Here is a 22,751-nt window from a genome sequence, read left to right as displayed (position 1 = left end):
GAGACACGAAGCCCTCGGTTCAATGCTCTCATCGAAATAGGTCGAGACTGTTTCGAATCCTCCAGTGTGTGAAGTGCCAGAAGAAGCCCAGAAGTTCCGCTTGGACGAGATCGAAGTGAAGTCGTTCATCGGTGGGCTGGTGAAAGGCTTTGAGCGCAAGCCCATGGCAGAGAAATTGTCGTCTAAAGCTAAGGGTGCACCTCAGTGTGGCTTGCTGCTCTCCGAATGCCTTGACCGGATAGAAACCAATTGTTCTGCTAGTGGGGGCTATGTAATTGGATCTCCGACTCAGCATTGAGACGCCCCTATGACCACTGCTTCCCATTCTCTGGAGTTCTCTGACGGTAGTTCTCACAAATTCTGGAAGATCGAACTCAGCGGTCACGAATTTACAGTGACGTTTGGCAAGATCGGGACATCAGGACAGACGCAAACGAAGAGCTTCAGCAACAACGACGAGGCCAGGAAGTCGTACGATAAGCTCGTCGCTGAGAAGACAAAAAAGGGCTATGTCAACAAAGACGATTCGTTGTCAACGACGTCGGCCTCATCCGCCTCAGTAAAGGCTCCGGTCCAAAAGGCGTCGAAGAAATCGAGTCCCGCCGAATCCAAAGCGAAACAGGTCAAAATTGTCAGTTCCGCCGAAATGGTCCTAAGTACCCCAGTGGTCGTCCCGGTCACTCAACTCTCCACGAGCGATGTCGATCTGAGCACCAGTCGAGAGTTCGATTTGACCGACGACGATTGGGCGAAAGCACATTTCCGACGTCCACCGGCTCCGCCACTTCCCGCTCCCATGTCCTTTGATCTCGATCGATGTCTGGCAACGCTGGCGAAGGCCAAGACTCATACATACGGGTGGGAAATCTCCTGGGAATCGCTGCCGCTTCCGTTTCCGATATCACGGGAGGAGGCTCATTTCTGGCTGGATGCCATGTCAACGTGGCGAGGACGTAGCACCACTCCTGTGGAGTTTTCGCAACAGCTCTCGAAATCAAGGACGCCGTTTGATGGAAAGCTGACTGCCGAGAACATTTCGGAAAAACTGAATGGTCATCAGCGAGGTCTGGATTCGTTGACAGGTTTGATTCTGTTGACGCTGCTCAGCCCTCTCGGTGCCGTGGAATTCATAATCAAGTATCAAATCGGTGAAGGTTCCTGCTACGGAATCTCACCGATTGATAGCGCGATGTTGGACGGCTTTCGGAAATACATCCTTCCAAATCTTGATGACAACGCGATCTCGGTCATCAAGAAAGAGATCACAGCGAAGTGGGATCCAACGCAAATTCCGAAATCGATCTACGGTCACTTCCCGATGCAATATTACATTGCCGCCGGATTAGGGATGTCGGATCTCGTTTATCAGGTGACGAGTCAGCTTGACGCAAAACGGTATCGCAATGGAGAAAGTGGAGATATTTACCAACGCCCGCAGGACCTTGTCTTTGGACTGGCAACGTCGGACCTGATCGCTGCCGAATGGCGGCGACTCGAATTAGTCATGCGAACGGGGGATGATGTTCGCAAGTGGATCGCCTGCACGGAAGATACCGCGCTCGACTGTCTCGTTCGTTCGATCATGGAGACGACGAATAAGGAGAAATGTGAAGAGTTAATCAAAGCTTTCGTCCTCGTACGTTCTCCAGCGGCAGCGGTCGGGATGACCTGAAGCCGATGGTTCGCGACGAGGCTGGCAAGTTACGTCCAAACCTTCCGGACCCGAACTCCAAGGATGATGCGGATGCTGCCAGTCAGTCGATTGCCGAATGGAAGTTGCTGAAGAAGCAAATCAAGGAGGTCGCGACAATTCAGGCAGCGCGACTCGAGCAGTCCATGGTCACCGGTCGACGCTGGAACTTGGAAAACTTTGAACAGCTCATCGTCCGGCATCCCCTCATCACTCATCTGGCTCAGAAGTTGATCTGGGCCGGTTACGATGCCAAAGGCCAGCGGACAACCACGTTTCGGATCACTGAAGAGCAGGACTACGCAGACTCCGCGGATCACTCGGTCTCGCTTGAGAAGGTCGAAATGGTGGGACTTGTCCATTCACTGGAGATGGCAGCGGCGGAACGGGAGCAATGGGGGCAGGTTCTCGGAGACTACGAGATTCTTTCACCATTTCCTCAGCTCGGACGGCCGACTTACGGCCTCGAAGCGGACGAAGAGAAGCGATGCGATATTCAACGCTTCAACACGATGTCTCTCCCTGCACCAACGCTCGTGTTTGGTCTGGAGAAAATGGGCTGGACTCGCGGCCTCGCGATGGATGGCGGAGGATTCGATGAACACTCCAAACAGTTTCCTGGTGCAAACGTGACAGCTGTCTGCAGCTACTCTGGTACCGTGGGAATGGGATATATCGATCCGAACGAAAACCTGGAGATTGAAGGAGTCTACTTCTGTTCCGGGATGCGAGCTCCCTCGGGATCTCACAGAAATTCGTCGGCCGACGGAGTTTTCTGGAACGCTGTGTCATCTCGCTCGCAACCAATCGGGGTCTGATGCTGATTGGTGACCTGAAGAAGGTGCAACACTATTTCGAGCATGTCGTCAAAAACCGCAAGGGGGCTCATTGGGAGGCCTTCTATGAGTCTCGTGGAAAACTGGTCTGACGTTCCCGGCGACAGCAAACCAACTCACCTGCCAATCGTTCAATGGAATCTTCGGACTCGCCACCCGAAACTCCTCAGCAGTCTCTTTACTGTGCGTGCCCATGCTGTCAGACGTCGAACTTTCCGAAATGCTTGAACGGCTCTGCGACACGTACGCCGATGTCGTGTATTTCCCGGTGCGGCATCACAGCCCGGTCGCCGCCGCACTGGTGGAAACGCTGATTCATGATCTGCGTCCGGCAGCGGTCCTCATTGAAGGTCCCAGTGATTTCAATGAACACTTCAGCGAGCTGTTTCTTGCTCATGAACTTCCGATCGCGATCTACAGCTATTACCGCGAAGGAACTGATCACGGGGGAGCGTACTATCCATTTTGTGAATATTCGCCCGAGTGGACGGCATTGCAGGCGGCCCACCAGACGGGCACTCGCGTCGCGTTCATCGACATCCCCTGGCCGGCGGTGGCTCGAAGGGATCAGGTTCCGCAACGATTTGCAGATGGAGAACTGCGACGGGGACGCTACGTCGAATCGCTTTGCCAGAAGATGCACGTTGAGAATTTTGATGATCTCTGGGATCAGCTGATCGAAGCTCAACCACCGATGACGGATGCAGAAGCAGCGGCTGAACTCCTCGTCGTTGCAGCACGTGCGGGGATCGAGACACTTTCCGCCACTCTGTTTGATCGGGTCTCTCAACACATCGATGAAGAGTCGTCGTTCAATTCACTGACCGGAGCGTTTGGGCATCTCTTCTATCTGTTCTGCCACGATGAAGCACTCGGCACGACCCAGTTCCCAAAGATCGGTGAGCTACTGAACGTGGCCTTTGGGCGGACACTCTGGGTGCTGGAATCGCTTGGGCAGTCGACTGGAGACGCGCAGAAGCAACTCCGTGGAATGTGTGCAGTACTCGACGCCTGGCAGCGTGCGAACACCATCATCAGTTTGTCGCGGGAGGACTTCTCGGCCATTCTTCATCGAGTAGAAAACGATTCTCGGAAACCGCCGCTGATTCGCGGAGCGGCTGCAGGAATCCTCTGGTCGATTGGAATGGCCAATGATGAACAGATTCTTGCAGACCTCATGCAGTTCGCGATTCCGGCAGAACTCGGCGACTTTCTGACGGGATTGTTCGGTGTGGCACGCGAAGTCGCTCAACGCCAACCGCAACTCGTGCTGGCAATCGACACACTGCTGAATGGGTTCGGTTCCCAGGAGTTTCAGGAAGCACTCCCTTCATTGCGGCTTGCCTTCACATATTTCACTCCCCGCGAGCAGCACTTCATGCTTCAGACTCTCTTCGAAACGCTCGGTCTGAAAAGCGTGGCTCCTCTGGGAGCGCTCGCAGTGGATACCGCCACAGCGGCCGAAGCACTTACACTCGAAGAGCGACTCTTCGATATGATGGCCCAATACGGACTGGAGGCCCCGAATGAGTAATCCACAACGGTTAGGACGCTGGCGGCTCGTGATGGGAGAAGGTGCGGAAGAGCTCTGTGGTGGCCTGTCCGGCGATGATGAATGCCGTGATCAGGCACTCAGTTTTCTCTATGATCGGGAATATGGTCAGGGGCGCAATGTCCGCGGTCAGTCCGATCGAAAGGCCGGCCTCGGCCAGTCAAATGTGACGGTTCTCGACTGGATCAATCAGGTCCATGAACTCTTCCCCAAGAAGACGATTGAACGTCTCGAAAAAGATGCTCTGGAACGCTATCAGCTCGAAGAGCTGGTGACGAATCCCGAGGTTTTGTCTCGTGCGAAGCCGAATCAGACGTTGCTCAAGGCGGTGCTGAGAACCAAACATCTTATGAATCAGCAGGTTCTCGAGATGGCCCGCCAGATGGTTCGAAAGGTCGTCGAAGAGCTGATGAAGTCACTAGCGGTCGATGTTCGAAACGCGTTTCAGGGGACGCTTGATCGGCGAAACCGCTCACAACTCAAGATCGCCAAGAATTTTGATATTGGCACCACGCTGCGAAGAAACCTCAAGCACTATGACGCGGAGTCGAAGCGACTTTTCATTGAAGCGCCTTACTTCTACTCACGGGTGAGGCGACAGGTGGACCAATGGCAATTGATCATTCTTGTCGACGAGTCCGGCAGCATGATGGACAGTGTGATTCATTCCGCTGTAATGGCTTCCATCTTTTACAGCATGAAGGTCTTCAAGTCACACTTGTGCATCTTTGACACCGCGGTCGTCGATCTCAGCGCTGAGTGCATTGATCCCGTCGAAACACTAATGAAAGTGCAACTCGGCGGAGGAACCGACATCGGGCAGGCGGTCACATATGCTGCTCAACTCGTCGAGAATCCGAAACGGACAATCGTGCTGTTGATCACTGACTTCTTTGAAGGGGCTCCAGTCAATCAATTGATTGCGGCCGGGCGGAGACTCGTGGAGTCGGGTGTGACTTGTCTGGGGCTGGCGGCTCTCGATGAACGAGCAGATCCTACCTACGATCGTGACACAGCAGAACGCCTCGTGCGGGTCTGCTGAACGGTGTCGATCGCGGAGACGTACGCCTCTGGGAAGAGCTGGCGAGAAATGCCGTGCAGCTCGGATTTGTGCGATTCACGGCCCCCATTGACGCACTGCGTGACACGTTCGCAAGTCGACCGAATACGCTGCAGTGGGATCGTCACCCCGCTTGTCAGTTGACTGAAGAACTCTGTCTGCGTTGCCGCCTGGCGTCCGAGTTGATTACTGGACACGGCTAGGTAGTACGGACAGGGGTTGGCGAAATCTTCGTTGGTGCGATTCCTTTGACTTCGCTTGCTGAATCATAACAATGTCACTCGGAGGCAAACCGGTAGCCGACTCCTTGTTCAGTGAGAATGTATCTTGGGCGAGCAGAATCGTGTTCCAGCTTTTTTCGGAGGCTGTTGAAGAAGACTCGCAGGTAGTGGTTCTCATGTGAGTCTTGTGGCCCCCAGACTTCTCGCAGCAGGAACCGGTGTGTCAGGACTTTTCCCTGATGCTTAAGCATCGTCACAAGAAGTTTGTATTCCAGCGGAGTCAGATGGACCTCGTTGTCGTTTCGAAACACCAGCCGAGAGGTCAGATCGACCCGTAGATCGCCGACCGTGATGATGGTGGACTCCTTGCTATTGCGATGGACGTGTCTCAGGGCTGTTCGAATCCGGGCCAGTAGTTCCCCGACCCCAAACGGCTTGGTGAGATAGTCATCCGCTCCATGATCCAGTGCCAGAATCTTCTGTGACTCCTGATCCCGTGCAGAAAGAATGATGATCGGAGCAGTGCACCATTCCCGCAGTCGTTCGAGGACTTCCTGTCCATCCAGATCAGGTAAGCCGAGATCGAGAATCACCAGGTCAGGAGGCTGGCTGATGGCTTTTTTTAGGCCATCCTGCCCCGAATCCGCTTCGGTCACCAGGTAGCCTTCGCTGGACAGAGAGGCCCGCAGGAACCGCCTGATTGGCTGTTCATCTTCAATGATTAAAATGTGATGATCGCCTGCCATAGAACAATTCTACTCAACTTGAATCTGAGGAGCATCCTTTCTGAGCGGAAGTCGAATCACGAACTCCGCTCCCCCTCCTGGGACATTCGTAGCGATGATCGTTCCTCCGTGAGCTTTGACAATTGCACGACAGATTGCCAGTCCCAGCCCACTTCCACGACCGCTATCTGCCATTGGAAAAGCTCGATAGAACCGGTTGAAGATTTTCTCTTCTGCACCAGCGGGAATTCCGGGACCGTTGTCGGACACATTGATTCGAATAACATCTTTCTCCAGAACCGCAGCGATGTGGATGCCTGTTCCAGGAGGTGTGTACCGGGCTGAATTTTCCAGGAGATTGACGAAGACCTGTTCCAACAGCAGGCCATCTATAAAAATCAGAGGGAGATGGTCCGGAAGATTCAATTGAACGGGATGTTGTTTGAGTTCCTGTTGTGTTCGACGAAGGGCACTTCCGACAATCTCTTCCAGCAGGTGCCATTGCCTATTGGGAGTTGTTGCTCCAGCGTCCAGCTTGGACATTTGCAAAATGTTTTCGAGAAGCCTATTGAGCCGATTCGCTTCTTCGCTGATTGTCTCCAACAACTGGCGACGAACTGCTTCATCGTAAGTTGAACTTTGCAGCAGACTACTGCTGGCTCCTGCAATCGCTGCCAGAGGTGTTTTCAGATCGTGCGAAACACTACTGAGCAGGCTGCTGCGAACCTGTTCTGTTTCCGCCTGAATGTGGGCCTCCGTGGCATCGATCGCAAGTTGATCCCGTTCCAGCGAGAGAGCGAGCTGATTTGCACAGGCTTCGATAAAGCGACGCTGATCGGGCTCAAGCAATGTCTGCATCTCATTGATTCGAATGCCGACCGCACCTAACGATCTCTGTGAACCGATCAGCGGAAAAAAGACTGCCAAAGCGTTCGGCAAGGTGTTTGTCCCCGCTCCGGCAATCTGTTCGTGGTCGATCACCCATTGAGCAGTCGGCAGGCTGACCGGATGGTTTGCAATGGAAGAATTGCCTCCAAATACCAGTTCTGCGGGAGCGGATGGACAAGAAAGGTAGATACAGATTTCTCCGCTGGTGATCTCACTCAGCTTGCTCCCGGCTGCATTGACCAGAAAGATTTTCCCAGAGAGTGAGCTGAGCTGTTTACCCAGTTCAAACAGTGCCGACGTTCGTCGTTCTCGTTTGCGGGCACTCTCGATCTGTGCCCGCAAACGAGAGGTCAATGTGCTGATGGCCAACCCGATCGTCAACATGACGGCGAAGGTAACGGCATATTGAGAATCAGCTGTGGCAAAAGTATACAGCGGCGGAACGAAGAAAAAATCAAAGATCAGAACCGCTAAGATGCTGCTCAAAACGGCTGGGCCTCGGCCATAGCGAAAGGCTGCCCAGGCAACGCCTGCCAGAAAGAGCATCACCGTATTCGCTTCCGCATCCGCAATCTGAAGTAATCGCAGTCCAGCAGCCAGGCAAGCCGCTACCATGATTGCGAAAGACGATTTCAGAAACGAGCTTAAATTAAGATGAGAATCGGGAGATTTGACGGGAGAGAATGGCTGAATGTCTTCCTTCCCGTGGATGACATAGACATCAATCTCGCCACTCTGTTCCAGCAGATCATCGACGACCGTTCCCAAGAGGAATCGTCGCCAGCGCGGCTGCTTTGTCTTCCCAATGAGAATTTTGGTGACATTTCGTGAACGGGCGAAGTCGAGAATTGTTTCCGTCACATCCTGACCCGCCAGTGTCAGCGTCTCTGCTCCCAGACGTTCCGCCAGTTGAAAATGCTGAGCAATCTGCTGTTTGACAGCACGACTCGATTCCTCTCCAGCGAGATCGACGGAGACCGCTATCCAGGAAGCGTGGAGTGCCGTTGCCATCCGTTTGGCAGTTCGGATCACCCGGGCTGTCGTCGGACTGGGACCGATGCAAACCAGCAATCGATCGACCGTCGCCCAAGGTTGGATTGCCGCCTTCGCATGCCGACCGGCTTCCACGTCATCGTGAACCCGGTCGGCAGCCCGGCGAAGTGACAACTCCCGCAGAGCCGTGAGGTTCGGCTTCTGAAAGAAGCTCTGAATGGCCCGCTCGGCCTGATGCGAGACATAGACCTTTCCCGCCTTGAGACGAGCGAGCAACTCTTCCGGGGTGATGTCGATTAATTCTAGATCATCGGCCCTCTCGAAGACACCATCTGGAATCGTCTCCCGGACAATGACTCCCGTAATCTGGCCGATCACATCATTCAGGCTCTCGATGTGCTGAACATTCAATGTCGTCCAGACATTGATCCCTGCCTCCAGAATTTCCTCGACATCCTGCCAGCGCTTTTCATGGCGGCATCCCGCGGCGTTGGTATGGGCCAATTCATCCACGAGGATCAAGTCCGGATGACGAGCGAGAGCGGCATCGACATCAAACTCTTTCAGAAGCACTCCCCGATACGGAATTTCTAGCAGCGGGAGTGTTTCGAATCCTTCCAGCAGGGCCTCTGTGTCGGCTCTTTCATGGGGTTCGACATAGCCAACAATGACATCCCGGCCTTCCCGTCTTGCCTGTCGGGCAGCCTGCAACATGGAATAGGTCTTGCCAACACCGGCGGCGTACCCAAAAAAAATTCGGAGAGTACCTCGCGTTTCCCTGGACTTGGCATCCTGGAGTTGTGCGAGAAGTTGATCAGGGTTTGGGCGAGAAGCAGGTATCATATCGGTACGGAGAAATGTTCGTCATCACGGCTGTTCTGAGAACCCCGCTGCGGATGCCAGCGCTCATCTGAAACAATTCTACACGAATCGTCTCAGTGGCACCCGCAGCAGGGGAAGCGTCCTATGCGTTCCTCTCGTATGAGCGGTTCGACTCAGTTTCACTTTTGATTCTCGTGTAAATGGGTTGGATTTATCCGGGACAATACCTGTTCATCAAGCGGCCCGCCGGACGAACCGTCGTTCTGAGAGTCCTGTGAGCGATCCAGAGCGATGTTCAGTTGTAGAACATGGACTCTCGGTTCCCCCAGAATACCGAATTGTCGGCCTGCAGTGTGTTGATGGACGAGTTCCTGCACTTTCACTTCTGTCATGTTTCGCAACTGGGCGATGCGTGGAACCTGAAACTCGGCGGCAGCGATCGAAATGTGAGGATCCAGTCCGCTTCCAGATGCAGTCACGAGATCAACTGGAACTTTCGAGTCAGGGGTACTCCATTTCCGAAGCTCTGTCACTCGGGCTTCCGCTGCCTCCTTCAGGCTGGGATGTAAAGGACCGTAGTTTGATCCACTGGAGGCCGCAGCATTGAAAGGGACGGGGGATGTCGCAGAGAGTCGTCCCCAGAAGTAGTCCGGACGAGTAAACTGTTGTCCGATCAAGTCAGAACCGATGACTTTTCCCCCTTGTTTCTCAAGGCTGCCGTTTGCCTGATGAGGGAACACGGTTTGAGCAACAACCGTCACCACGAGCGGATAAGTGACCCCAGTGAGAATGGTGAAGCCGAACAGCAGCGAGGTCGCAATTCGAAGTTGTTGAAGCATGATGAGTTTTCCTTGTCAACAGGATGGAGCCGCGTCGTGGATCAGGCCAGACCTACCGCGAAGAGCAGCAAATCGATCACTTTGATTCCGATAAAGGGGACAATCAGTCCGCCGACTCCATAAACCAACAGGTTGTTCCGTAATAATTGAGCCGCACCGACGGGACGATAGGCAACCCCATTCAATGCCAGTGGCACCAGGGCGATGATGATCAGGGCGTTGAAGATCACTGCCGAAAGAATGGCGCTGTTCGGGGAGGTGAGTCGCATCAGGTCCAGCGACTTGAGTGCGGGGTACGTCGCGGCGAACGCTGCCGGAAGGATTGCAAAATACTTGGCGACATCGTTGGCAATGCTAAAGGTGGTGAGCGATCCGCGAGTCATCAGGAGCTGCTTGCCAATGTTGACGATCTCGATCAGTTTCGTGGGATTCGAATCAAGATCGACCATGTTTCCTGCTTCTTTGGCTGCCTGCGTTCCGCTGTTCATCGCCACCGCCACATCTGCCTGAGCCAGTGCCGGGGCATCGTTGGTGCCGTCCCCGGTCATGGCAACCAGTCGGCCTCCTTTCTGATAATCACGGATCAGTGAGAGCTTGGCTTCAGGAGTGGCCTCCGCCAGATAGTCATCTACTCCCGCTTCGGCAGCGATCGCAGCGGCCGTCAGAGGATTGTCCCCCGTGATCATGACGGTCTTGATCCCCATCTGTCGCAGTTCGGCAAATCGTTCCTTGATGCCTCCTTTGACAATATCCTTGAGTTCAATCACCCCGAGCACTTGAGCATCCCGGCTGACCACCAGCGGTGTTCCACCTGCATTCGCAATTTGTTGAACATGGTGTTTCACGTCGTCAGGAAAAAATCCGCCATGGGACTTAACGTGAACCTCGACTGCTTCGGCAGCACCTTTACGAATTTCCATCCCATCGATGGTCACACCGCTCATCCGGGTGCGAGCGGAAAACGGGACGAAGTGTGGTTTGATTTGCTCCAAATCTCGTCCCCGCAGCCCAAAGTGCCTCTTTGCCAGGACGGCGATGCTTCGGCCCTCCGCCGTCTCATCTGCCAAGGAGGCCAGATGAGACACCTCGGCCAACTCTTTTTCTGGAACTCCATCAGCCGGAACAAAACGTGTCGCCTGACGATTTCCAAGAGTAATCGTGCCGGTCTTGTCCAGCAGCAAAACATCTACATCGCCGGCCGCTTCGACCGCTCGACCGGACATGGCAATCACATTCGCCTGGCTGAGGCGATTCATCCCGGCAATCCCAATCGCTGAAAGGAGGGCTCCAATTGTAGTCGGAGCGAGACAGACAAACAGGACGATGAGAACCGTCAGACTGATTGCTTGTCCTTGCCCGGAGGCTTCGACGCTGTAGATCGAATAGGGAAGCAGTGTGGCCACGACCAGCAGGAAGATCAGAGTGAGAGCAGACAGGAGAATCGCCAGAGCAATTTCGTTCGGAGTTTTCTGACGTTTGGCACCTTCCACCATGGCAATCATGCGATCCAGAAAACTCTGTCCCGGCAGTGTCTTGACCTGAATGATCAGCCAGTCGGAGATGACCCGGGTTCCTCCCGTGACGGAACTGCGATCCCCTCCGCTCTCTCGCACGACGGGAGCACTCTCTCCGGTGATGGCACTTTCATCGACGGATGCGACCCCTTCGATAACTTCTCCATCCGCCGGGATTGTTTCGGCCGCTTTCACGATGACGAAATCCCCCCTCTTCAATTCCGTGGCGGAAATTTCTGTTCCCTGACGATCGGAGGGAGTAGCTAACCGATGGGCAGTCGCTGTGGATCGGCTCTTCTTTAATGAGGCCGCCTGAGCCTTTCCATGCCCTTCAGCAATTGCTTCCGCAAAGTTGGCAAACAGCACTGTGAACCAGAGCCAGATCGAAACTCCCAGAATGAAACCGGACGATTCGCCCGTTGATGTCATCAGCGAGTTGATCCAGAACAGTGTCGTCAGCATGCTTCCCAGATAAACAGCGAACATCACTGGATTGCGAAGCTGAACACGAGGGTCGAGCTTTTGAAATGAAGAAACAATCGCATCGCCGATGACATGTTGATTGAAGTGTGGTGTGGAGGTTTTTGTCATGTGTGCACTCCTAATTCATCACCGAGAGCTGAAGATGTTCGACAATGAGCCCCAAAGCCAGGGCAGGGAAGTAGCTCAATGCTCCCACCACGATCACGACCGCAACCAGCATGATGACAAACAGCGGAGTGTCGGTGGGCAGCGTTCCAGGACTAGCGGGAACGGACTTCTTGGCAGCCAGTGAACCTGCAATCGCCAGAACCGGGAGCATCACCCAGAATCGACCAATCAGCATCGCCAGTCCCAGTAGGCCGTTATAGAAAGGGGTATTGGCTCCCAGACCGGCAAACGCACTGCCATTGTTGTTGGACGCTGATGAGAACGCATAGAGGACTTCGCTGAACCCATGGGAGCCAGGATTGAAAATCGTTTCTCGCCCAGCTGTCAGGACGACAGCGAGAGCAGTTCCTACCAGGACCGTCGCACAGGGAAGCAAGATCGCCAACGAGGCCATCTTCATTTCAAACGCCCCGATCTTCTTCCCCAGGTACTCTGGAGTTCGTCCCACCATCTGACCGGCGATAAACACCGCCACGATTGCAAATAGCAGCATTCCATAAAGTCCGGAACCGACACCTCCGAAAACGACTTCCCCCAATTGCATCAGCCACAGCGGAATCAATCCCCCCAAGGGGCTAAACGAATCGTGCATTGCATTCACAGAACCATTGGATGCGGCCGTCGTCACAACAGACCACATTGCGGAGTTGGCAATTCCAAACCGAGCCTCTTTGCCTTCCATATTCCCACCGGATTGGAAATCGGAAGCCACCTGATCAATTCCTAGCTTATTGAGAACGGGATTTCCCTGTTGTTCTGAGAAGGTCACGAGCAAGAGAAGCGGAACGAAGATGACAGCCATCGCTGAGAAAATTGCCCAGCCCTGGCGTCGTTTTCCGATCATGCCTCCGAACGTAAAGCAGAGTGCGACCGGAATGAGAAGAATCGCAAGCAGTTCCAGAAAGTTCGATAACGGTGTCGGATTCTCCAATGGATGAGCCGAGTTAACATTAAAGAATCCGCCTCCATTCGTCCCGAGTTGCTTGATGGCAATCTGAGATGCTGCGGGCCCAATGGCAATGGTTTGTTTGGTGAGCGTCTTCCCATCCGTATTAACTGGTTCTAAGAGTGTCGTCTCTGGAGAAGAGCCTAACGATTGCACCACTCCTTGAGAGACAAGAACAACAGCCAGTACGAGCGACAACGGCAAAAGGAGATAGATCGTTCCCTGCACTAAATCGACCCAAAAATTGCCGATGGTGCTACTTGACTGACGGGTGAATCCTCGGATCAGCGCGATCAGTACCGCCAAACCGACTCCAGCAGATACAAAGTTTTGAGTCGTCAACACCAGCATCTGCGTCAGATAACTCATCGTGAGTTCACCGCTATATCCTTGCCAGTTTGTATTCGTCGCAAAACTGACAGCAGTGTTGAAAGCGGAATCCGTCGAGACAGCTCTCAAGTCCGCCGGGTTGAAAGGTAGAACCGCCTGCAATCTCTGAACGCAGTAAACGCTCAGAAAGCTGACGAAGCTGAAGGCGAGTACCGCTATGGAATACTGCTGCCAGGTCATCTCGGCAGTGCGATCGATTCCGCTGAGTCGATACATCAGCCGTTCAAGAAATCCAAGTGGCTTTCCAAGGAGCGGTGCTGTCCCGGTATAGACTCTCCCGATGTACCACCCTAATGGTTTGGCACAGGCCAGCAGAACTCCCAGAAAGAGAGCTATTTGGGTGAATGTGTTTCCAGTCATGAAAACTTCTCCGGAGCCAGAAGAGCAACAGCGAGGTAAATCGCCAGACCGCCAGTAACGACGAGCGAAACAATCGTGGTCCAGTCCATGTTCAATCCTCCGCTTCTAAAAGTGCGAAGAAGCTTACTAGTCCGTAGGAAACAGCAAAGAACACTGTCCCCGCCCCCAACCAGATGATGTCCATGTCAAATCCTTCAGACGAGCACTAAGAGAAGGAATTAGATCAGAGGGGACATCAAAAAGGGGTTAAGAAAGACGTTGCCGATATCAAATTTTTATTAAGATGAACGTGTCGGAACACGACCGCAGGACCTCGAGGGAGACAGACCGAAAACACGCGATGTAGAGTTGAGAGGTGGCGCGGTAGTTGCAGTGGGCCTATCCGTTTCCGGCCCTTTCGGTTGCCGGTGCCTCAATAGCCTTGCCATGCTCCGTTTCCACCTCCCGCTCGTCAAACCGGACGTGCGGATCTCCCGCATCCGGCTTTCGCAAGAACCATCGCGATTTCTCAGCCCACGGAATCTGGGTCTTACGAGCCCGGAGACGAACCAGCGCCAGCTCGCCGTGCAGACGCCCCGAAGGAAGTTCCCTACGGACACCGCTACGAGCCTGATGCATTCTCCCATACCAAAACCGCACGCGTCGAATCGTATGTCGATCGATTGCTTGATAGCCTGCGGGGAAGCGAAGGGGAAGCGCACTTTGAGATCGCAGTGAGTAGTCGAGAACACCAGAGACCCTCAAACCGTCCAGGGCAGATCCGCTGGCGAGGAGACAGGCCCTCTTCGGATGAAGTGTTCGAGCAGGCTCGCGGCCAGTTCAGTGATCAGGAACTGGGAGATTTGATCTGGGTTATCGCAACCATCAACTCGTGGAATCGGGTGAGCATCGGATTCGGAAGCGTTCCCGGTAGCTATCAGTCTCCCAACAGAGTTCACTGACCAAGTTCGCGCCAGAGTGGACGAGTGATGAAGCTGTTTTCTTCAACAAGCGCCCACTCTGGCGAGAGTCTCCGGGAAGAAGAGCGATGTACGCCGCGAAGCGGGGGCGTGGAACTCGTTCGGCAAAGTGCTTTAGAAATAAGTTCCGTTAATCAAAGGGGAATCCCATGAAAATCGTCGTCATTGGTGGTACTGGTCTGATCGGTTCGCAGGTTGTCAATCACTTGCGGGAACGGAGAAATCGAGTGATCGCAGCATCCCCTTCAACGGGCATTAACGCCGTTACCGGGGAAGGTCTGGAGCGGGCATTGACTGGTGCCCAGGTGGTGATCGACGTTTCCAATCCCCCCTCTCTTGAAGATGAGGCCGCGATGCATTTCTTCGAAGCATCTGGCCGGAACCTGAAATCTGTGGAAACGAGGTCCGGGGTGCAGCATCACATTACACTTTCGGTGGTGGGTACTGAGCGGATGCTGGAGATGGGATATTCGATTCCTTGTCTTCATCATCGACAATTGCCCAATCTCCGGAGATGTGCTTAGTGACGAACTCCCAGGCAGATTGCTCGGCAGTCTCAAGAGATTCGAGGACGGCTGGAGTGGCGACAATGCGTCCCGGATGAAACATCATTGTTGTTCCCTACTAGCGAGGAGGTGGTCCTCGCTAGTAGGGAACAACAATGACGCTAATGCTGGTCCTTGACTGTGCTTCGATATGTGGTGGAGCAACGATTTCTTCGCCAATATTCTCCTTCAACCATTCTCTGGCATCTTTGATAGCTTCTTCCTGGTCGAGGATTTCTGCTGGGCATTTCCAGCCAAATCACTCCGCTGCTGTCAAATGACCTTCCGTTCACAAGCTGGTGGCTATTAGAGAGCTTCTGGGAGTCGAATTGATGTTCACGGGACATGTATCGCACGCACTTTTGTCACAACTGCCAAGAGTCCCTCGGCCACATCTTGGTCTCGCAGGAGTTCTACGACAACTCACGGAAGCGAGTCTGGGCGTTCTTGGGTTCCGAGGTCATGAACGATCATCTGAACCGGGAAGTCCACAAGAAGAGCGGCACGACCGATCACGGCATCGTGAAGGCGACGTTCGAGTTTCGACCGGCGAAGACGTAGCTGAGACCGGTCTTCTCGAACTCCACGGTCAATCAGGAGCATGGAGGAAGCGGCAAGATTCTTGGGCTAAGACTGCGAACGATCATCTGATACGGGACGCCCGATTCCAGCCGATGTTGCGTCTCGACAAATTGCCAAGGTCCGATTCGCTCGAAATGCCCTTTCACCGCTTCCCGCCATGCCGCACCATCAGGAAATGGGTCGATTGTCCAGTCCGATGAACCTTCCCAGCCAAGGTACATCAGAACGACCGGTACGCCGTCGCAGGCAAGCTTGTGGAGATAGGCGAGCCGGTTCGATAGTTGGTAGTCGTGGTCGGCGGACAGGTGAAAGAAACCGGCCCCCAACGAACTTAATGCGAGGCTTGTCTCTGCGAGCCGCAGACGAATACTGAGGTCGTTGGCAATGGAGCGTTCGTTCTTTTTGTCCACCGGAGACTTGCAGTTCTTTTCACTCATCTCATCCAGATGAGCCTTCGCTTCGACAAGAAGCAAGCCCGGCTTCCCCTCAACTTCAAGATGGCAAATCAAATCCCACGTCGGTCGATTTCCTTTGAATGGAATCCACCATTTCCGGTGCAATCCCTCGGATTCGGGTAGTGGATGTCGCTTCATGTAATCTTCGAGAATAGTCTCCGTCCATTCCGTCTTTTTTAAGCGACCAATAGGGTGGCGACAATCTGCCTCTGCCAAATGAGAATCCGTCCCATCGAGAAGACTATTCACTACATCACGGAACGTTGACGCCGACACGAGGTCGAGCATGTGCCGATAGCTGCCTTTGTCTCGGTTCGGTGCATCCGCTGACTTCGTTTTTGTCATTTCCTTATCCAATGGAGTTAAAACGAACCTGACATTCCAGCACGATCCACGCTTCTACGTTGGCAGGCAGGAGAAATGATCACGTACAATGATGCACGAAATCTGAATGCCTCAACTCTCGTGACGGTTAATATATTCGGGAGTTGCCCGAATCTGTTCAACTACTGACTCCTTATTTTCATCTCGAAGTCCGTAAACGAACAGCGATGCCGCCCACGTTCCGACCGCCGTTGGATCAAGTGGCGTGTCGGTCAGTCGGCCAAGTTCCTCGGTGTAGACCTTTGCCAGAAAGTCAAAAATAGCCTTTGACTGGGAGAGTGCAGTGAGTTGCTCCCTCGTTCGAACCTCGTTTCTCATCAGCCATGTGTGAACTGTCTCTGATTCGCCTTCGATCTTGGACAAATCGATGTGTGGGATCACTCTCAGTGCTGCCTTTACGTCCTCGACCGTGATTAGGTCGCTTTCCGAAATTTCCTGAAATTCTCTTGCTGCTTGCAGAATGAGTTCTTCACCTGCAATCCCCGGTCGGGCTTTCGGGAAGACGACAGCATAGGGCGTTATCTCGTCGAATCGCATGTCACTTGGCACTCGCCATTCCCGTTCGTGAAGGAAGTCGATCTTCTTTTGTGAACGAGCAGTTGGAAGCGAGAGCTTAGTGAGATAGGGCCATAGCGTCTTTGGAATCGTTTCGTTCTTCATCTTCATGGTGTCGATGACCGATTGAGGCAAGCTGATTACCGGTGCTCCGTTCAATCCAATCACTTCACTCTTGCGAAAGACGAAACCGTATTCTCCATGAACATCTTTAATCTCCTGCCAGTTCTGTACCGTGGTTTCTGTGAGGCAGACCGCTTTTGACTCGGTTGGATTCCGTTTGTTGTACAAGCCGGTCGAACTCGACCGAATACACCGCTCCTTGTAGATCGAAACGAACTCTTCTGCCGAACAGAAGTGAACCAGCCCTTCCCAATAGTCAGTTCGTCCTTTTCGTTTGAGGTCGTCGGCTTGCTTGGGAGTCATTGACCAGTCGTACATATCGAACTCAGCGAACCATGATCCTGCTATGCATATCGAATAAAAATCGGCATTCCACTCTTCACGTCCCGCACAACTAGCACAACGCTCTTGGAGCAAGAGAGGTATTTGCGAAAGTGAGTAGCCCTCAACTTCCATATCGCAGATGTAGCAGTAAATGCGATAGCCAGTAGCCGACATCTCATCACCGCACGAGGAGCAATGGAAGTCGTCGCCATTGAGAAAACTCTCAAACTCGGACGGCGTAAACCGGAAAGAATCCGGTTGCTGGCAGTCGATATTCTCGCAACAGACCTCAATTGGTCGTTCGGTGTCAGAAGAGTGCATCAGGCGTTCCTACTCCTTCGGTTCCGTAGACGGATTGCACTTTTCAGTCCGAGGGGTCTCAAGGCTCGGGACAGCTTGATTTTACGCGATAGAGTACGTTTCGCATAGCGTTGCAAAACTACACATTCTGACGCGAGTATGCTCCGTAATTGGCTCGTTTCTCCGTAATTTTCCGTAGAGAAATTTAAGCGATCTTAGTACGGTTTATCGCCTGAAAAACAGTGTCTCCTGGCGACTCAATACAGTGATTTGGAGACATCGGATCGTGCCTGTTTTTCGGACTCTTACGGCGCTCCAATGTGGCCTCAAACCACTGTCCTTTCGAGGCCACGTTTTGACTCGCGTATTCAGGTCATGGTGCGGTAAAAGCAATGTGCAACTCCGTTCCTATTTACCGCTTGCGACCATAACCGAATGTCCCTGATTTTTCATCCGCTGCTCGCTCTGATTGCCTCGGCCACCGACCGGGAACTGGCCAAGTACATCCAGTTCCTGAAAGAAGTGAACAAGATCCTGCGGACACGGATTCCGGGTGTCATTCATACACGGCCTGAGGAGCGGCATCGGTTGATCAAGTTCGTGAGGATCATCGGCAGAGCGATTGAGCAACTGATCACGATTGTCAGCCCCAGCACGTTCTATCGCTGGCTGCGAGAAGAGCAGGGGACTGCGAAGCGGAAGCAGAACCCCAAGGGAGGACAGCGGAAGTCCAGAGAGAGAGCCGAGAATTAGTCCTGCAAATCGCAGCCGTCCCTGGGTTCGGGTACACTCGTATCCTAGGAGAGTTGAGAAAGCTCGGGATCAAAAAGATCAGTAGGCAGACGGTCAGGAACATCCTCAAGGAAGAGGGGATCCAGCCCGGTCCCAATCGGACCTCGGACTCCTGGACTAATTTCCTGGAGCGCCACAAGGAGACGCTCTGGGCTTGCGACTTCTTCAGCGTGAAGACGGTCACCAAACGTGGGCTGCGGGAGATGTATGTGCTCGTGTGGCTGTGTATCTCCACGCGGGAAGTGATTGCGTCCGCTTCAACGGAGCACCCGACATCCGCCTGGGTTTGTGAACAGGCCAGGAAGTTCATCGACGAAACGGACGGGCGAGAGCATAAGCCAGACATCGTGATCCGCGACCGGGACACGAAGTTCAGCAGAGAGTTTACTGAAACGCTGAAGTCTCACGGGCTGAGAACCAACAAGCTCCCCAAGCGCAGTCCGAATTTGAATGGACGCTGTGAAAAATTCATCGGGACCATCAAAAACGAGTGCCTGGCGAAGTTCATCCTCTTTGGTCGCAGGCACCTGGATCATCTCGTTGCAGAGTTCACGGAATACTACAACCAACACCGAAGTCACATGTGCCGTGGACACCTGCCGCCGGTGAGTAAAGAACCGGAGGAAATCGAGACGCTCTGCCTCGACGAGATCGAAGTGAAATCCTTCGTCGGTGGGCTGGTGAAGGGCTTTGAACGAAAGGCCGCTTAAAGCCGGTGCGCACAGAGACTCAATAGGCTGCAATATCTTTCCGGCCACACTACCGCGGACAGCTCTCGCAATGAGTCGTCGGACCGCAGCGTCTTTGTGTTCAGCAGTTCGTCATTCTGATCATCCAGTGCACTTTTCCGGGGCTGACTTCTGTCCCAACTGCAGCACGAAAAAGAATTTATCTCAGTTCACATCATTTGGGCCGAAGGGGTTCCGGCACAGCTTCAACCGTTCTGTCATCTACACCGAAGGAATCCAGTATCTGGCAGGGCACGGTGGGGCCTATTGGCTGGTTGATGCCATCGCTTTGCATCTCACCAGCGACGAATTCCAGAAAGCCGCCCGAAAGGATAAACGAATCAGCCTGATGCACTTCTGGAAGCTGGCCATAAAACCAGACCATTCAGCATTTCTTGCGGCCATCCCGGACACGGGCGAACCGGAGTTCATCCAGCAGGAGATCCCATTCACTGATTTTCCGCTCGATGAAATTGACGTCTGGGCACAGAACGATGGCAGGCATTGGACGTTGCTTTCGCCTAGCGAATATTGACGTCACAATCCTGTAAACGAATCATCGTCGTTGAAATCGTCAGGAATCACTTTCGCGAGCTTTCGTTCGTGCCACTCCTGATAGGTCTCTCCGGCTTCGGTCTTCCAGGCAATTCGGCCATTGATGTTCCCGGCATTGACGACCGCGCCACCTGCACTCGGGCTGGAAAAAGCGATATCGTCCGTTAGTACGAAGAATCCCGGTTGCGAACTGTCGACCAGTTTTCCTTCTTCGACGAGCTGATCTCGAAGTGCTTTGTACGAGGTCCACGACTTCAGGCCCTCTTTCCTGGCGGTCGAACCTTTAAGGACGATGAATTCCCCATTGATTTCGCGGGCTTTTGCCTGGGCTCCTACCACATTCAGCGTGAACAGTGGTGATTCATCAGTCTCCCCATCGTCGCCACTCAGGGTGGCTGTCGGCTTGGGTTGCAAAAAATTGAAACCAAGCACCGGAAGCATCATCTGAAGTTGGCCAAGGAAATACTCCATGTCTGCGAGGTCAGACTCGGGTAAGGGAGGAAGCGGCGGAGCAGTGCCATTATGGATTATGGAGCGGTCGGCCTGGCTGGCGATCGAGATCAGCCGACTTTCCAGATAACGCCCGTGAGACTTGGTGATGTTTTGGTCTTTGCTAATTACCAAGGCACAGCGCGTCCAGAAATCCTTGGTTTCATCTCTGTCGTGGGCTGTCAACCGAGACAAAACATTGTCGCCCTCACCGAAGTAGACTGTGTCTCTGAAGGCGTTTTCTGGGTCCGGACCGACAAGACAATACACACCGGTCCGACGGGCTTCCTCTCTTTTCGCCAGCTCAGCCAACTGTGATCGAGGAGTTACAATGACCTTACCTGTCCAATTGATGATCTCCGCCGTCAGAATGTCTGTCGGCAAGCCGTTTACCAGATAAATTCGAATGGTTTTTCCACTCATGACGTGACGCTTCTCTGCTCAGCAGATCAGTAGAATTGTTGACAGTCGTTCCAGACAACTGTGAAGCCTTGATTCATGGCCGTAGCGAGGTGGTTCATTCACTCATTAAATCAATAACGGATTGTGCTCGGACAAACTCGAGTCCGACTTGGAAAAATCTCCTCTCCAGTCTCTGGCTGAATTATTGGATAATATAGGTTCGGACGCTCAACTGAAGTTTTTGCACAGGTATAATCACCTGCCTTCCATGGACCGCGTGGATCGTCGTCCGGGTTCTTATATGCAGCATCTGCCTTTTGAGTACGCGCAAGTTTCTGAGGTCTCCAGATGCCTTTGTTTTTCGCAAATACAAGGATGTGATCGTGGCTATCACTGAGCCAAATTGAATCGTTCGCAGGTGAGTATTTCTTTTGCCAAATCACGTTACCGACAAAATTAAAACGCCCAAAAACTTCGTCCCCTAAGACTTTGAGGTAATGCCCTTCATTGTCATCTATGCTGATCCAGATGCTCCCGTCATCCCGCAAGAGTTTGCGCAAAAGCTCCAGACGATCCCGCATAAGTGACAGCCACAGGGAATGCTCCACTCCGTCGTCGTAGTGGGTGAATGCTGAGCCGGTGTTGTATGGGGGATCGATGTAGACGCACTTCACCTTGCCGGTGAACTCGGCTTCCAGAGCCTTCAAAGCCAGCAGGTTGTCGCCGAAGATCAGGCGGTTGTCGAACTGGTCGTTCTCACTCACGCGCTGCTCAGCGTGATACGACTTCTCCGAATCTTCCAGCAGAATCCGTGGCTCCAACTTCGGCCGGTTCTCTTTCCCGATCCAGGTCAGTTCTAATTTCGTTTTCCGACTCATTTCGCTTTTCGTTCTTCCTTGTCTTTTCGCCAGCCCTGCCAATCACATGTGGAACAGGCCCAAACCGGATCGTCCTCCGGATCCACACAACACCCGCCCAGAATCACCGTTCCGGATTCAAGTTTTGCCTTCAAATCGTAGGTGAAATCATAAGACCCGTACCAAATCTCCGCGACCGGCCAATGCCCACACTTCGGACACTTCGCAGGCTTGAGTGCGAAGTATTTTTTCAATCGACCTGACGAAGGATCTGTCATTTCGTGCCCTCCTGTTCTTCTGGAGACTTCGCCTCTGGAGCATCAGGAAATTTAAAAATCGTTTGTACTGGCGGTAATGGCCGTGGAATGTGTTCATGAACTTTCGTAATGGCATACCTCTTCGTTCGCTCGTACTCGGCGATGGCTGGCACGAATTTCTCACCAATCTCCAAGTCAACACTCAGGCGATCTCCATTCCGGAACGCCTCAACCCCACCTGCGACTTGAGCCAAGAAAATTTGATCTTTGATCGAGACCGAAATTTGAAGTCCTTCGTAGATAAACGTCCATTTCTTTGGGCCTTGCAGCACTGGAGTATGGATTGTCAGAGTCGTAGTGACTTTTCGCGTGCGTTCGAGAGGAGGATTTTCGGATAAGGTTGCAGCAGGAGTGCGAAAGTATGCGAACTCTTCACGGTCAACACTGACAAGCTCTTCGCCAGTTGTCTCATCGACAACGCGGACGCCCGTGATCTCCTTGTCATTGTCCAAATCGACAAATGCCTGATGAAGCGCAGAATTAACTCGAGGATTCTGATTGATATTGGCGACAGTGCTTCTAGTGAAAGCGGGACTTGCAGCATCATGCCGCAGAGATTCGGTCGATGCTGCAGCCGATGGAGTTCCTTTCAGCGACTTTCGAAGATCAACAACCTGCTGAATCGTCTTCAATATTTGAGAAACCATCGCATTGAAACCTAGCAGTGCGCCAGCTCCGTAGACGATGAGATCAAACGGGATTTCGAGGCTGCCTTCGGTGAAAGGGCGAACACGGATCGCAATTTCAGTTTCAGCGCCTAACTCCCTTTTGGTCTCATCGACAAGCACGACAATTGCACGCAGCATCGACGCAACCGCGGCGGCATCCGCTGCGGACTCCGGCGTCTTCAGCGTCAGCGACAGAGATTCGATGTTATCGTTGGTGGTTGTCGGCATG

Annotated in this window: 20 protein-coding genes and 3 pseudogenes; 9 read left to right on the top strand and 14 right to left on the bottom strand. The window is 53.2% G+C overall.

The genetic code is table 11. From position 1 onward, the window contains the following. The first annotated feature begins 307 nt into the window (after nucleotides 1–307). The 4 genes from SH527x_RS03655 (at nucleotide 308) to SH527x_RS03640 (ending at nucleotide 5,120) form a co-directional block, all read left to right on the top strand. Nucleotides 308–1,672 (top strand): WGR domain-containing protein, encoded by a 1,365-nt coding sequence (locus tag SH527x_RS03655; protein WP_437193294.1) that lies wholly within the window; start codon nucleotides 308–310, stop codon nucleotides 1,670–1,672. 5 nt (nucleotides 1,673–1,677) lie between these two features. Then, nucleotides 1,678–2,508, top strand: coding sequence for a DUF4132 domain-containing protein (locus SH527x_RS03650; protein WP_437193293.1), 831 nt, complete (start codon nucleotides 1,678–1,680; stop codon nucleotides 2,506–2,508). Nucleotides 2,509–2,746: 238 nt separating this feature from the next. Continuing rightward, on the top strand, nucleotides 2,747–4,060 hold the full coding sequence (locus SH527x_RS03645; RefSeq protein WP_437193292.1) for a DUF5682 family protein: 1,314 nt from the start codon (nucleotides 2,747–2,749) through the stop codon (nucleotides 4,058–4,060). Then, nucleotides 4,053–5,120, top strand: a complete 1,068-nt coding sequence (locus SH527x_RS03640) for a VWA domain-containing protein (RefSeq protein WP_437193291.1) — start codon at nucleotides 4,053–4,055, stop codon at nucleotides 5,118–5,120. The genes SH527x_RS03645 and SH527x_RS03640 overlap by 8 nt, the downstream gene beginning before the upstream one ends. A gap of 295 nt (nucleotides 5,121–5,415) precedes the next feature. On the opposite strand, the gene SH527x_RS03635 is transcribed toward SH527x_RS03640, so the two are convergent. The 7 genes and pseudogenes from SH527x_RS03635 to SH527x_RS03605 form a co-directional block, all read right to left on the bottom strand. Beyond that, entirely contained in the window at nucleotides 5,416–6,105 is a 690-nt protein-coding gene (locus tag SH527x_RS03635) for a response regulator (RefSeq protein WP_437193290.1), read from the bottom strand. A 9-nt stretch (nucleotides 6,106–6,114) separates the two neighbouring features. Further along, nucleotides 6,115–8,808, bottom strand: coding sequence for a DUF4118 domain-containing protein (locus SH527x_RS03630; RefSeq protein WP_437193289.1), 2,694 nt, complete (start codon nucleotides 8,806–8,808; stop codon nucleotides 6,115–6,117). A gap of 251 nt (nucleotides 8,809–9,059) precedes the next feature. Further along, nucleotides 9,060–9,626 (bottom strand): annotated as a pseudogene (kdpC, locus tag SH527x_RS03625) (potassium-transporting ATPase subunit KdpC); the annotation flags it as partial. A gap of 41 nt (nucleotides 9,627–9,667) precedes the next feature. Then, nucleotides 9,668–11,731, bottom strand: coding sequence for a potassium-transporting ATPase subunit KdpB (gene kdpB / locus SH527x_RS03620; protein ID WP_437193288.1), 2,064 nt, complete (start codon nucleotides 11,729–11,731; stop codon nucleotides 9,668–9,670). Between the two features lie 10 nt (nucleotides 11,732–11,741). Continuing rightward, nucleotides 11,742–13,487, bottom strand: a complete 1,746-nt coding sequence (kdpA, locus tag SH527x_RS03615) for a potassium-transporting ATPase subunit KdpA (RefSeq protein WP_437193287.1) — start codon at nucleotides 13,485–13,487, stop codon at nucleotides 11,742–11,744. Further along, nucleotides 13,484–13,576, bottom strand: coding sequence for a K(+)-transporting ATPase subunit F (kdpF, locus tag SH527x_RS03610; protein WP_437193286.1), 93 nt, complete (start codon nucleotides 13,574–13,576; stop codon nucleotides 13,484–13,486). The genes kdpA and kdpF overlap by 4 nt, the downstream gene beginning before the upstream one ends. 289 nt (nucleotides 13,577–13,865) lie before the next feature. Continuing rightward, complete coding sequence (locus SH527x_RS03605; protein ID WP_437193285.1) at nucleotides 13,866–14,105, bottom strand: hypothetical protein; 240 nt, start codon at nucleotides 14,103–14,105, stop codon at nucleotides 13,866–13,868. A gap of 95 nt (nucleotides 14,106–14,200) precedes the next feature. On the opposite strand from SH527x_RS03605, the gene SH527x_RS03600 reads away from it, so the two are divergent. Beyond that, nucleotides 14,201–14,428 carry a carboxymuconolactone decarboxylase family protein gene (locus tag SH527x_RS03600; protein WP_437193284.1) on the top strand — a complete coding sequence of 76 codons (228 nt, stop codon included), beginning with the start codon at nucleotides 14,201–14,203 and terminating at the stop codon, nucleotides 14,426–14,428. Nucleotides 14,429–14,595: 167 nt separating this feature from the next. Further along, nucleotides 14,596–14,916 (top strand): annotated as a pseudogene (locus SH527x_RS03595) (SDR family oxidoreductase); the annotation flags it as partial. Here SH527x_RS03595 and SH527x_RS03590 read toward each other — a convergent pair. From SH527x_RS03590 to SH527x_RS03580, 3 genes are all read right to left on the bottom strand, one after another. After that, nucleotides 14,870–15,058 carry a hypothetical protein gene (locus SH527x_RS03590; RefSeq protein WP_437194669.1) on the bottom strand — a complete coding sequence of 63 codons (189 nt, stop codon included), beginning with the start codon at nucleotides 15,056–15,058 and terminating at the stop codon, nucleotides 14,870–14,872. The pseudogene SH527x_RS03595 and the gene SH527x_RS03590 overlap by 47 nt on opposite strands. 526 nt (nucleotides 15,059–15,584) lie before the next feature. Then, nucleotides 15,585–16,373, bottom strand: coding sequence for a hypothetical protein (locus SH527x_RS03585; RefSeq protein ID WP_437193283.1), 789 nt, complete (start codon nucleotides 16,371–16,373; stop codon nucleotides 15,585–15,587). 111 nt (nucleotides 16,374–16,484) lie between these two features. Then, a complete protein-coding gene (locus SH527x_RS03580) occupies nucleotides 16,485–17,735 on the bottom strand; it encodes a hypothetical protein (protein WP_437193282.1) in 1,251 nt (416 codons plus the stop codon). A 414-nt stretch (nucleotides 17,736–18,149) separates the two neighbouring features. Between SH527x_RS03580 and SH527x_RS03575 the strand changes: the two genes are divergently transcribed. From SH527x_RS03575 to SH527x_RS03565, 3 genes are all read left to right on the top strand, one after another. Beyond that, nucleotides 18,150–18,467: a hypothetical protein gene (locus SH527x_RS03575; RefSeq protein ID WP_437193281.1), complete on the top strand. Its 318-nt coding sequence runs from the start codon at nucleotides 18,150–18,152 to the stop codon at nucleotides 18,465–18,467. Nucleotides 18,468–18,520: 53 nt separating this feature from the next. Further along, on the top strand, nucleotides 18,521–19,216 hold the full coding sequence (locus SH527x_RS03570; RefSeq protein ID WP_437193280.1) for an integrase core domain-containing protein: 696 nt from the start codon (nucleotides 18,521–18,523) through the stop codon (nucleotides 19,214–19,216). Nucleotides 19,217–19,286: 70 nt separating this feature from the next. After that, nucleotides 19,287–19,769 (top strand): DUF6876 family protein, encoded by a 483-nt coding sequence (locus SH527x_RS03565; RefSeq protein ID WP_437193279.1) that lies wholly within the window; start codon nucleotides 19,287–19,289, stop codon nucleotides 19,767–19,769. 2 nt (nucleotides 19,770–19,771) lie between these two features. Here SH527x_RS03565 and SH527x_RS03560 read toward each other — a convergent pair whose 3' ends face one another. From SH527x_RS03560 to SH527x_RS03545, 4 genes and pseudogenes are all read right to left on the bottom strand, one after another. Continuing rightward, nucleotides 19,772–20,701 (bottom strand): GIY-YIG nuclease family protein, encoded by a 930-nt coding sequence (locus tag SH527x_RS03560; protein ID WP_437193278.1) that lies wholly within the window; start codon nucleotides 20,699–20,701, stop codon nucleotides 19,772–19,774. A 137-nt stretch (nucleotides 20,702–20,838) separates the two neighbouring features. Beyond that, a pseudogene (locus tag SH527x_RS03555) lies at nucleotides 20,839–21,558 on the bottom strand (site-specific DNA-methyltransferase); the annotation flags it as partial. Further along, nucleotides 21,555–21,815 carry a hypothetical protein gene (locus SH527x_RS03550; protein WP_437193277.1) on the bottom strand — a complete coding sequence of 87 codons (261 nt, stop codon included), beginning with the start codon at nucleotides 21,813–21,815 and terminating at the stop codon, nucleotides 21,555–21,557. The gene SH527x_RS03550 and the pseudogene SH527x_RS03555, both read right to left, overlap by 4 nt. After that, the gene (locus SH527x_RS03545; protein WP_437193276.1) at nucleotides 21,812–22,750 is read right to left on the bottom strand and encodes a hypothetical protein; all 939 of its coding nucleotides are present in this window, start codon (nucleotides 22,748–22,750) and stop codon (nucleotides 21,812–21,814) included. Before SH527x_RS03545 ends, SH527x_RS03550 begins: the two co-directional genes overlap by 4 nt. Nucleotide 22,751 lies beyond the last annotated feature (1 nt).

Source organism: Planctomicrobium limosum, assembly GCF_051465645.1.
GTDB lineage: Bacteria > Planctomycetota > Planctomycetia > Planctomycetales > Planctomycetaceae > Planctomicrobium.
The sequence above is the reverse complement of the archived record's forward strand: the minus strand, read 5'-3'. Positions and strand labels throughout refer to the sequence as shown.